Source organism: Novacetimonas hansenii JCM 7643, assembly GCF_000964405.1.
GTDB lineage: Bacteria > Pseudomonadota > Alphaproteobacteria > Acetobacterales > Acetobacteraceae > Novacetimonas > Novacetimonas hansenii.
This window is the reverse complement of record NZ_BANE01000043.1, coordinates 1-11,047: the sequence shown is the minus strand read 5'-3', so window position 1 is coordinate 11,047 and position 11,047 is coordinate 1. Positions and strand designations below refer to the sequence as shown.

At 62.7% G+C, this 11,047-nt stretch carries 11 protein-coding genes; 4 read left to right on the top strand and 7 right to left on the bottom strand.

Translation table 11 applies throughout. The features are described from left to right. Positions 1 to 279: 279 nt before the first annotated feature. Complete coding sequence (locus tag B7G66_RS02825; RefSeq protein WP_003617038.1) at positions 280 to 1,164, bottom strand: aldo/keto reductase; 885 nt, start codon at positions 1,162 to 1,164, stop codon at positions 280 to 282. A gap of 259 nt (positions 1,165 to 1,423) precedes the next feature. Then, positions 1,424 to 2,494 carry a heat-inducible transcriptional repressor HrcA gene (hrcA, locus tag B7G66_RS02820; RefSeq protein WP_003617036.1) on the bottom strand — a complete coding sequence of 357 codons (1,071 nt, stop codon included), beginning with the start codon at positions 2,492 to 2,494 and terminating at the stop codon, positions 1,424 to 1,426. Between the two features lie 258 nt (positions 2,495 to 2,752). On the opposite strand from hrcA, the gene rph reads away from it, so the two are divergent. Next, positions 2,753 to 3,481: a ribonuclease PH gene (gene rph, locus B7G66_RS02815; protein ID WP_003617035.1), complete on the top strand. Its 729-nt coding sequence runs from the start codon at positions 2,753 to 2,755 to the stop codon at positions 3,479 to 3,481. Continuing rightward, entirely contained in the window at positions 3,478 to 4,095 is a 618-nt protein-coding gene (gene rdgB / locus B7G66_RS02810; RefSeq protein WP_003617034.1) for an RdgB/HAM1 family non-canonical purine NTP pyrophosphatase, read from the top strand. The genes rph and rdgB overlap by 4 nt, the downstream gene beginning before the upstream one ends. Positions 4,096 to 4,387: 292 nt before the next feature. Here rdgB and B7G66_RS02805 read toward each other — a convergent pair whose 3' ends face one another. Together B7G66_RS02805 and pnp are read right to left on the bottom strand one after the other, a co-directional pair. After that, positions 4,388 to 5,806, bottom strand: coding sequence for an NAD(P)H-dependent flavin oxidoreductase (locus tag B7G66_RS02805; RefSeq protein WP_003617033.1), 1,419 nt, complete (start codon positions 5,804 to 5,806; stop codon positions 4,388 to 4,390). Between the two features lie 119 nt (positions 5,807 to 5,925). Then, positions 5,926 to 8,058: a polyribonucleotide nucleotidyltransferase gene (gene pnp, locus B7G66_RS02800; protein WP_003617031.1), complete on the bottom strand. Its 2,133-nt coding sequence runs from the start codon at positions 8,056 to 8,058 to the stop codon at positions 5,926 to 5,928. Positions 8,059 to 8,122: 64 nt separating this feature from the next. On the opposite strand from pnp, the gene B7G66_RS18360 reads away from it, so the two are divergent. Then, positions 8,123 to 8,386 carry a hypothetical protein gene (locus tag B7G66_RS18360; RefSeq protein ID WP_040510345.1) on the top strand — a complete coding sequence of 88 codons (264 nt, stop codon included), beginning with the start codon at positions 8,123 to 8,125 and terminating at the stop codon, positions 8,384 to 8,386. On the opposite strand, the gene rpsO is transcribed toward B7G66_RS18360, so the two are convergent. Together rpsO and truB are read right to left on the bottom strand one after the other, a co-directional pair. Next, positions 8,361 to 8,630, bottom strand: a complete 270-nt coding sequence (gene rpsO / locus B7G66_RS02795; protein WP_003617029.1) for a 30S ribosomal protein S15 — start codon at positions 8,628 to 8,630, stop codon at positions 8,361 to 8,363. The genes B7G66_RS18360 and rpsO overlap by 26 nt on opposite strands. Positions 8,631 to 8,663: 33 nt before the next feature. Then, positions 8,664 to 9,584, bottom strand: coding sequence for a tRNA pseudouridine(55) synthase TruB (gene truB / locus B7G66_RS02790; RefSeq protein ID WP_003617028.1), 921 nt, complete (start codon positions 9,582 to 9,584; stop codon positions 8,664 to 8,666). Positions 9,585 to 9,843: 259 nt separating this feature from the next. Between truB and B7G66_RS02785 the strand changes: the two genes are divergently transcribed. Next, the gene (locus B7G66_RS02785) at positions 9,844 to 10,812 is read left to right on the top strand and encodes an MlaD family protein (RefSeq protein ID WP_003617026.1); all 969 of its coding nucleotides are present in this window, start codon (positions 9,844 to 9,846) and stop codon (positions 10,810 to 10,812) included. Between the two features lie 21 nt (positions 10,813 to 10,833). On the opposite strand, the gene B7G66_RS18355 is transcribed toward B7G66_RS02785, so the two are convergent. Next, the coding region (locus B7G66_RS18355; RefSeq protein ID WP_206778182.1) for a hypothetical protein at positions 10,834 to 11,047 on the bottom strand (214 nt) is incomplete at its 5' end.

The following is an 11,047-nucleotide window of genomic DNA, read 5'->3' as shown; positions in this document are numbered from 1 at the left end:
CCCCCCGCCCGCCAGCCTGCGCACCAGGCGATAACGCGGGCGCGGGCCACCCGTGGGGGGACGCGGACGCCGCCCGGCCGGCCGGCCGCCATCACGCGTGGCGTCAGAGGTTCCATCCACCCGGCCATCGCGGCCCGATCCGTCAGCAAGCGTCATCCGGTATCCAATAGGGAAATAGGGACTGTGGTCTGGCCCCCTGTTGGTCTGCCCCTGTCCTAGCACCGTCCGGCGCCCACGTCGCCCCCGATCCGCAACACACGCATGACAGCCCGTTCAGGATCAGGCGCGCAGGCGGTCCCATTCCGCGCGGCCATCACGGTCAAGCGCGTCGAATTCCGCGTCCGTCAGCACCAATGTCGCGGCCTGCGCATTGGCACGGGCGTGATCGGGGCGGGAGGTGCCGGGAATGGGCAGCATGACCGGCGAACGCCGCAACAGCCACGCCAGCGCCACCTGTCCCGTGGTGACGCCGCGCGACTGCGCCACGCGTGTCAGCACATTATCCTCCCGCGCAAGCCCCCCTGCCGCCAGCGGGGCCCACGGGATAAAGCCGATCCGTTCGCGCGTGCAGTAATCAAGCACCGCCTCAGAATAGCGGTTCACAAGGTTGAAGCGGTTCTGCACCGTCGCAACCGGGAAATACAGCCGCGCGCGCTCGATCATCTCCACCGTGACTTCTGACAGGCCGACATGGCGGATCAGCCCCTGCGCGCACATCGTGGCGATCTCTTCAAACTGCCGTTCAGGCGTGGTGTCGGGGCCGACGCGGTGAAGCTGCCACAGGTCGATGCGTTCCACACCCAGGCGACGCATGCTCATCATCACACACTGGCGCAGGTAATCAGGGTTGCCCACCGGGCGCCAGAGGTCGGGGCCATGGCGGGTATGGCCACCCTTGGTCGCAATCACCAGGCCCTTGTAAGGCGACAGGGCCTCGTGAATCAGGTCTTCACTGACGAAAGGGCCATAGGCGTCGGCAGTGTCGATGAAGTTCACGCCAAGTTCAGGCAGCAGCCGCAACGTGGCAAGGGCGGCATCACGGTCGGCGGGTTCGCCCCAGATGCCCGGCCCCGTGATGCGCATCGCCCCGAACCCAAGGCGCGCGACCTCAAGTTCACCGCCAATACGGAATGTGCCGCCGGGACGTGATGGGGATACGGTCATGGCGTTACTCCTTGCCTATTTCCACGCAACAGCCTGTCACCTGATGACGGGCACCTGATAATGGGCACCTGATAACGGGCAGGGAAATGACGGGCTGCACGGACCCTGCCCTGTGCGCACGCTGCCCTGTGCCCCATGCAGGGCACAGCGGGTCAGGGGAAAACCGGGGGGTCAGAAGTGTCAAGTGAAGCCTGTTTTCAAAAAGCCTTGCAAGGCACCGCCCTGTTCAGGGACGAGGCGGCCGCAGAATTTTCATGTTTCAGCCCAGCATGCGCCCGATCACGCGCGCGGTGTAATCCACCACGGGAATGATGCGCCCGTAATTGATCCGCGTCGGGCCGATGACACCGATCGCACCAACGATGCGGTTGGAATCAGTACGTGCGGGCGCCATCACCACCGACATCCCGGCCATCCCGAACAGGCCGCTTTCCGCACCGATGAATATCCGCACCCCTTCGGATTCGCACGCAAGGTCGAGCAGCCGCAACATCGTCTCCTGCGTTTCCAGCCGGTCGAACAGCATCTGGATGGTCGAAAGCCGCTCGATCTCCGTCACATCTGACAACAGCCGCGCCTGACCCCGGATGAACAGCGTCCCGCCACGTTCTTCCGCATCACTCCACGTGGCAAGGCCGCTGGCCACCACCTCTGTCGTCAACTGATCGAGTTCGGTACGGTTGGCCGCGATGTCACCGCTGACCTTGTCACGCAGGATGTCGAGCGTCCGGCCCGACAGGTGCGCATTGAGGTAGTTCCCCGCCTCCACCAGCGCAGAGGGCGGCAGGCCAGAGGGGATTTCGATCACGCGGTTTTCCACCTGTCCGTCGGACCCGACCAGAATGACCAGCGCGCGGCCCGGACCGAGGGCGACGAACTCGATATGCTTGATGGTGCCATCGCTCTTGGGGGCAAGGACCAGCCCCGCGGCCGAGGACAGGCCCGACAGCATCAACGATGCCTCCCCCAGCATGTCCTGTAGCGAACGCCCCCGGACCTCCAGCGCGCGGGTGATCGTCTCGCGCTCCTCCTCACTCAGGCTGCCGAACTGCAACAGGCCATCGACGAACAGGCGCACACCCTTTTCCGTCGGCAGGCGCCCGGCAGAGGTATGGGGCGAAAACAGCAATCCCGCCTCGGTCAGGTCGGCCATGATATTGCGGATCGTCGCAGGTGACAGCGACAGCGGCAGGCGACGCGACAGGGTGCGCGATCCAACCGGGTCGCCGGTTTCGACATACTGCTCCACAATTTCGCGCAATATCGCGGCGGAACGCGCATCCAGCCCCGGCGGCAGGGCGGGACGCGAAGACAGTACTCCGATATCCATGGCGTTCTCCCTCCTTGCGCGCAGATATAAACAGCCACGATGTCCCGCCTTCTGATCTGGCGCGGGCATGGGTCGGTGACAAGGATAGGCACAACGTATTGTTGCGACAATCACATGATTGCGCCCCGCCCCCACAATTCCCACACCGGCTCGCGCCCGCGACACACCGGCCGGGGACAGGACTGGCGGGGACGGGACTGGAAAGAACGGGGGTTGCGCGCTATGCCGCGAGACACGATTTCATCGGGAGTTTCCTTCATGCGCCCATCCGGCCGCGCCATTGACGCCCTTCGCCCCGTTTCCATACAGACCGGCTTTGCCCGCCATGCCGAAGGGTCCGCGCTGATCCGCATGGGCGGGACCGAGGTTCTGTGCGCCGCCAGCATTGAATCCCGTGTCCCCCCGTTCCTGCGGGGCAAGGGACAGGGATGGGTTACAGCCGAATATGGCATGCTGCCGCGCGCAACCCACAGCCGTGGCCCGCGTGAGGCCGCAAAGGGGAAACAGGGTGGCCGCACACATGAAATCCAGCGCCTGATTGCACGTGCGCTGCGTGCGGGGATAGATCTGCGGGCCTTGGGCGAAATCTCCATCACGGTGGATTGCGATGTGCTCAACGCCGATGGCGGCACGCGCTGTGCCGCCATCACCGGCGCGTGGGTTGCACTGCGTCTCGCACTTGACGGACTGGTGCGGGCGAATGTGATCCCGGCCCTGCCAATCACGGCGCAGGTGGCGGCAGTATCATGCGGCCTGACGGGGGCGGGTGCGGTGCTGGACCTTGATTACGCCGAAGACAGCAATGCCGTGGCGGACGCCAATTTCGTGCTGACCGAAACCGGCGGCATCGTCGAAATCCAGGGGACGGCGGAACAGGCCCCCTTTTCACAGGAACAGTTCAACGAACTGATGCGTCTGGCGCAGGTCGGGACGGCACAGCTGTTTGAAATCCAGCGCGACGCGGTGGCGCAGGCGGTGACGGCATGAGCCCCGTGCAGGCACGCGGGCTGCGTCGGGGGGATACCCTCGTCCTTGCCAGCCATAATGCAGGCAAGCTGGTGGAGTTTTCCGCGCTGCTGTCCGGGTATGGGATCAAGGTTATCTCTGCCGCGACGCTGAACCTGCCGGAGCCGGAAGAAACCGCCACGACCTTTGCCGGGAATGCCGAAATCAAGGCGCTGGCGGCGGCGCAGGCGGCGGGCCTGCCTGCACTGGCTGATGATTCGGGATTCTGCGTCAGTGCGCTCAATGGTGATCCGGGCATCCTGTCGGCGCGCTGGGCCGGTCCGGACAAGGACTTCCCCGCCGTCATGCGCCGTATCCATGACCTGATGGGCGATACCCCCGACCGAACGGCATGGTTCATCTCTGTCCTGTGTCTGGCATGGCCGGACGGACAGAGCACAACATTCGAGGGACGCATCGACGGGCAGGTCGTCTGGCCGCCCCGCGGAACACATGGCCATGGCTATGACCCGATCTTCGCCCCCGAGGGCAGCCCCCTTACCTTTGCGGAAATGACGGAAACACAGAAAAACACCATCAGCCACCGGGGCCGTGCCTTCCGCCTTTTTCGGGAGGGATGCCTGCAACCCGCGTGATCTCCATGCGTCATCGCCTAAAAAAAGCTGGGCCAGAAAAAGCTGGATCGTGTCACCGGCCCTGACATCAGGCGACCGGTCAACACGGGGCGTCCCAATCCTGGACGCCCCAATTCTGGACACCCTGCGGGCCGTCCATGAGGATAGCCCATGGGGCAGCCCAAGGGACGCAACCGGGAACGCCGTTGCGTCACACAATTCATCCTCGCCAATAAAAAAGCCCTGCCACGCAAACGTGTGGCAGGGCTTTTTTTCAGGTCAGTTCCTGTCCGGCGACAGCACGGCAGGGCCGTCAGCGTCCGGTCATGATCCGTTCGACAAGCTGCGCCACAGTGGGCACGAACCCGTTGGCATAGAAAGGATCGGTCGCAAAACGCCACGCATTGGTGCCACCGAACATCAGGTTATGTTCCATGACATCGCCCGCATCGGGACCATGGGCATGCGCCACGGTCTGAAGTGTCTTCTGGATACAGTACGAACGCGGGTCAGCCTTGTGCCCGTTGGTATAGGACGGAGCCCTCTGGCTCCAGTTGGAAAAGCGGCATTCCGACAGGCACCCCATGCAGGCCGCCTGGTCGGACAGGATTTCGCGCGCCTTTTCCGGCGTGACGAACACCAGCGTATTGTCCGGCGTGCGCAGCCCCTCCGTATAGCCTTCACGCTGCCACAGGGCGGCATGCTCGCTATCGGGATGGGTTACGTACACGACGCGGCCACGCGCCCCCACGCTGAACGCCGTCGCATGTTCACCCACGGGTTCGGTGGAAAACGCAATCTGGCGTTCGGAACGCGCCCGCAGTTCGCGCAGGAAGTCGTTATTCACCGCCGAGGAATAGAAACCGGTCGGGGAGAAGCGGTTAAGGAACACATCCCCCTTCTTCAGCGTCATCAGCCGCTGTTTCCATACATCGGGAATGGGGCTTTCACGCGTCAGCAATGGGCGCGTACCGAACTGGAACGCCACAGGCCCAAGGTCGGGATTGTCAATCCAGTCCTGCCATTCCTCCAGACACCAGACGCCACCCGCCATGATAATGGGGGTCTCATCAAGGCCAAAGGCACGCATCTGCTTGCGCAATGCCAGCACACGCGGCAACGGATCTTCGGGGGCGAGGGGATTTTCCGTGTTCGACAGGCCATTATGCCCGCCCGCGCGCCACGGATCCTCGTACACCACACCACCAAGCAGATCCGCGCTCTTGTGATATGAACGCCGCCACAATGCGTTGAACGCACGTGCCGACGACACGATGGGGTAATAATACACACCGTATTCAGTGGCGATGTCCGACAGGCGATAGGGCATGCCCGCGCCACATGTCAGGCCGTTGATCAGGCCCTTCGTACCTTCCAGCACGCCACGGATCACACGTTCGGCCCCGCCCATTTCCCACAGGATATTGGCGTGGATGCGTCCCTTGCCACCCGCGACCTCGTGGGCGATGCGCACCTGATCGATACCACCCCTGATGGCGTAGTCGATCAGTTCCTCATGCTTCTCAAGACGGGTGCGCCCCCGATAGATCTGGGGCACGACATTTCCGTCGGCATCGTACGAATCGGCATTCACGATCGATACCGTACCAGCACCGCCCGCCCCGGCCCAATGCCCGGACGAGGCCCCGGTGGAGATCGAAACCCCTTTTCCCCCCTCGACCAGGGGCAGGATATCCACCCCACCCATCCGGATCGTGTTGATCGCCTTCATCGTCATTCCATCGTCATCTGTAAAACCGGTCCACACCGGCCATGTCGCGGAAACCACGGGCCCGGGGTCATGCCCCGCGCCCGTGATCCCTCAGGTCGGTCGTGCCCGCGATATCCGTATCAGCGCGCGGTGCGCCCGGCCTTTGCGCCAACCGCTTCACCGATATCGGCACCGGTTTCCTGATCGACAACCCGCATGGACAACTTCACCTTGCCGCGGTCATCAAACCCCAGGACCTTCACCTTCACTTCATCACCCTGCTTGACGACATCGGTGGTCTTCGCGACACGCCCCTGCGCCAGTTCGGAGATGTGGACAAGACCGTCACGCGGACCAAGGAAGTTCACGAACGCACCGAAATCAGCCGTCTTGACCACCTTGCCGTTATAGATCTTGCCGATCTCGGGCTCGGCCACGATGCCACGGATACGCTCGATCGCCTTTTCCGCCTGTTCGTCAGAAGACGCGGCGATCATGATCGTGCCATCGTCGTTGATGTCGATCTTCGCACCCGAATATTCCACGATCTCGCGGATGACCTTGCCACCCTGCCCGATCACGTCGCGGATCTTTTCCTTCGGCACCGAAATCGTGGTGATCTTCGGCGCGGAAGACGACACATCCGAACGCCCTTCCGTCAGCGCCTTGGACATCTCGCCAAGGATGTGCATGCGGCCACCGCGTGCCTGATCAAGCGCGATTTCCATGATCTCAGGCGTGATGGACGTGATCTTGATGTCCATTTGCAGGGCGGTGATGCCGTTTTCCGTACCCGCAACCTTGAAGTCCATATCGCCGAGGTGATCCTCGTCACCAAGGATATCGGACAGGACCGCGAATTCTTCCTCTTCCTTGATCAGGCCCATCGCGATGCCCGCGACCGGACGCTTCAGCGGAACGCCCGCATCCATCAGCGCCAGCGACGTGCCGCACACCGTGGCCATGGAGGACGAACCATTGCTTTCGGTGATTTCGGACACGACGCGCATCGTGTACGGGAAGGTATCCTTACCCGGCAGCAGCGGGTGGATCGCACGCCATGCCAGCTTGCCATGACCGATTTCACGACGCCCCGGCGAGCCCATGCGACCACATTCCCCGACCGAGAACGGGGGGAAGTTGTAATGCAGCATGAAATTGGTGCGGTATTCACCTTCAAGCGCGTCGATCACCTGTTCATCCTGACCGGTGCCAAGCGTCGCGATGACAAGGGCCTGCGTCTCGCCACGGGTGAACAGGGCGGAGCCATGCGCACGCGGCAGGATGCCGACTTCGGAAACGATCGGGCGGATTGTCTTGAGGTCGCGGCCATCAATGCGATGCCCCGTCTCCAGCACGGCAGAGCGCACGACGTTGGCTTCGAGTTCCTTGAGCAGCGGCTTCGCGGCTTCGGCTTCTGCCGGGTCGAGCTTGGCGAGGATCGCGTCCTTCGCAGCGGCAACCTTCTTGTAACGCACCTGCTTGACGCGTTCCTGGTACGCCTCGGCGATTGCCTTGCGGCCCAGCTTCTCGATCTTCTTGCGCAGCTTGATTTCTTCTGCACTCGGCTCGACCAGATCCCACGGTGCCTTCGCCGCGTGTTCAGCAAGCTCGATGATCGCGTCGATCACGTCCTGGAATGCCTCGTGCCCGAACGTCACCGCGCCGAGCATGACTTTCTCGCTCAGTTCAGCGGCCTCGGACTCGACCATCAGCACACCTTCCTCGGTGCCTGCGACGACGAGGTCAAGCGCGCTTTCCTTCGTCTGCGCGATGGTCGGGTTCAGGACATACTTGCCATCAATATAACCCACGCGGCATGCGCCAACCGGGCCGAAGAACGGAACACCCGACAGTGTCAGCGCGGCCGAACAGCCGATCAGCGCCACGATCGCCGGATCATTTTCCATATCATGGCTCAGCACCGTGGCGACAACCTGCACCTCGTTGCGGAAATTGTCGGGGAACAGCGGACGGATCGGCCGGTCGATCAGGCGTGAATTGAGGACTTCGGCCTCGGACGGACGGCCTTCGCGCTTGAAGAAGCCACCGGGGATCTTGCCCGCGGCATAGGCCTTTTCCTGATAGTTGACCGTCAGCGGGAAGAAATCCTGCCCCGGCTTGACGCTTTTCGCGCCGACGGCGGTGCACAGCACGACCGTATCGCCATAGGTGACGACAACCGCGCCATCAGCCTGGCGCGCAATCTTGCCCGTTTCGAGGATAAGGGGACGGCCGCCCCACTCGATCTCAGTACGGAAATAATCAAACATGCAGACAGTTCCTGTCCGTTGGCTACCGCAAACGGAGCAGAGCGGACCGAACATTGGGATATCGATGGCAGCGCCTCGGACGGCATGGAGCGATGACGGGCCTGCCGCCAATACACCATGTGGCCTGAAACGCTGCGACCCTGTCCGGGTGTCTCCGCCGTCATGTCGGCAGCGTGTGTTTGCGACATCCACCATTGAATGCCACGAAAATGCACGGATGCGCGGCACGGGACGCCACCGCCCCGCAACCGCGCAATATCCGTGGCGGGCGCATTATGAATGCGATCCCGCCATGCCGCAAATCAGCGACGCAGGCCCAGACGCTTGATCAGCGTTTCATAACGGGTCTGGCTCTTGCGCTTGACATAATCCAGCAGGCGGCGGCGGCGACCCACCAGCATCAGCAGGCCACGACGCGAATGGAAATCCTTCGCATGGGTCTTCAGGTGCTCGGTCAGGTTGACGATCCGTTCCGTCAGCAGCGCAACCTGTACTTCCGGCGAACCGGTGTCCTTGGCTGCGGTCTGGTATTCATCAATAAGCGCCGTGCGGCGTTCGGGGGTAATCGACATCGGGATGCTCCGTTCAAAAGAGATGGTCGTGGTTTACAGCATGCGCACGGGCCGCAACCATCCATCAACCGGACGGCACAGGCCCACGACACGCGCCCCGTCCATCGCGCGCACGACCCCGCTGCGGGGATCGACGGCATCTGGAATCCGGCCCATCAGATCAAGCAGGCTGAGCGCCTGCCCATGCGACAGGGATTCTGCTTCTTCCGGGGTCAGGGCCAGCGCCGGGATGTCGTCCAGCGCGGTCGCGACCGGAAGCAGCAGATCCGGCGAGGCAGGCGCGTTGTCGGCGCTGGCGACGATTTTGTCCAGCACAATCGCATCCGATTCCCCAAAAGGCCCCACCTGCAGCCGCCGCAGCGCCGCAACATGGCCCACGGTCCCGCATGCACGCGCGATATCACGCGCCAAAGACCGCATGTACACGCCCTTGCCGGATTCCACCTCAAAGATCGCCGTATCCGCATCGGGACGCGCAATCAGTTCAAAACGGTCGATACGCGCCGGTCGCGGCGGCAGGTCGGGCGGACGCCCGTCACGCGCCATGTCATAGGCGCGCTCCCCCCCGACCTTGAGCGCGGAAAACACCGGGGGGATCTGCATGATATCGCCACGAAAGGCCGCCAGCGCCGCCTCGAACGCCGCATTGTCGGGGCGCACGTCCGATGTTTCGGTCACGACGCCATCGGCATCATCACTATCACGTGCCTCACCGATGCGCAGGGTAAAGTGATACCGCTTGGTGCCGTCCATGACATAGGGGACAGTCTTTGTCGCCGCACCAAAGGCAACGGGCAGAAGGCCGGTCGCCAGCGGGTCCAGCGTTCCGCCATGCCCGGCCTTGCACGCGTCAAACAGATAGCGGACACGGCCGACCACCTGCGTTGACGTCATTCCTGACGGCTTGTCCACAATCAACCAGCCATCAATCGGGCGTCCACGCCTGCGTCGCATCAGCACAAGAACCTTTTTGCCAAAGAACCAAGGCCCGTGCGTGTAAACGACGCGCCGGAACGGGGCAATGGCCTAATTCTTGCGCCATGGGGATGGCCGTTGCGCCCGCGTATGATAAAACGCCCCAGCGGGAACATGCCAGCCATCCGGCGGCCCCGCTTTCGCGACAGGCGTTCCGGTGCCATCCTTGATGACCCGTCGCGTAAGGCGGATTGGACTGAAACCTCTTTAATATTGCGTCGTAGGGAGACCTGAACACATGGCAGAACGGCAGACCACGGTCGGCGCTTTCGTGTTGGGTGGTGCGCTGCTGGGGGTCGCGGCAGTCGTCCTGTTCGGCAAATTTCACCCGTTTTCCGCCACCAACAACGCCGTCGTGATTTTCGACGGGGCCATCAACGGACTGGGAATCGGTGCCCCCGTCACGCTTGAGGGTGTGCAGGTCGGCGCGGTGGAAAAGATCGGGATCAAGTTCGATCCCGCCTCCCACAAGGCGTATATCCCCGTCACGATCCAGTTGCGCGCGGACCGCACGAAATCCACCGAACACAGCCAGGGCCTGACCGCCGAGGGGCTGCCGGACCTGATCCAGCATGGCCTGCGCGCGGAACTGCATATGCAGAGCTTTGTCACGGGACAGGAGGAAATCGACCTGTCATTCGACCCCGCGACACCTGCGCGCCTGCATCCGGGCATGTCGGACCTGACGGAAATCCCGGTGCGCGAATCGGAAATGCAGAAGCTGACCGATACGCTGACGACCCTGCCGCTGAAGACGATCGCAACCAACGCCGATGAAATGCTGGTCAGCATCCGCAGCCTTGCAGAGCGTCTGGACAAGGACCTGCCCCCGCTGGTGACAAGCGTGAAGGAAACATCCGACCGCAGCCGCGTGACCGTCGATACCGCAACCGATACGATCCGTGATCTCGACAAGCGGCTGGACGTGACACTGTCGTCGATCGACCGGCTGGCCAACAGCGGCACGCAGCAACTTGATTCGCGCGGCGCCGAACTGCATGACCTGCTGATCAATTCGAACAACACCGTGACAGAGGCACGCCAGACACTGGCGGGGCTGCATGACATCACGGCCCCGAGTTCGGCGGATCGCGCCAATCTGGATTCCTCGCTGCGTGACCTGGCCGCCGCTGCATCCGCCCTGCGCGGTTTTGCAACCGATGTGGAGCGTAATCCCCAGCTTCTGCTGATGGGACGTCGCAACTGACGCGGCATACACACTGACATGTCATGGTTGCCAAAGGGCCATGCCCTTTGGCCGGTCCAGAGCAGTGTCCCTGCCTGATTTTCCCCATAGGGAACAGGTTCCTGGCCTGCAGGAACCCAGAACCTGCGGCTTGTCATGAAAGAGATGACGATCTGGGGTGGTGTTGATCAAAAATAGGAAAAGTTTCTGGATGCCGCCTTTTTTCAAAAATGCGGCGTCTTCTGAAGCTTTTTGG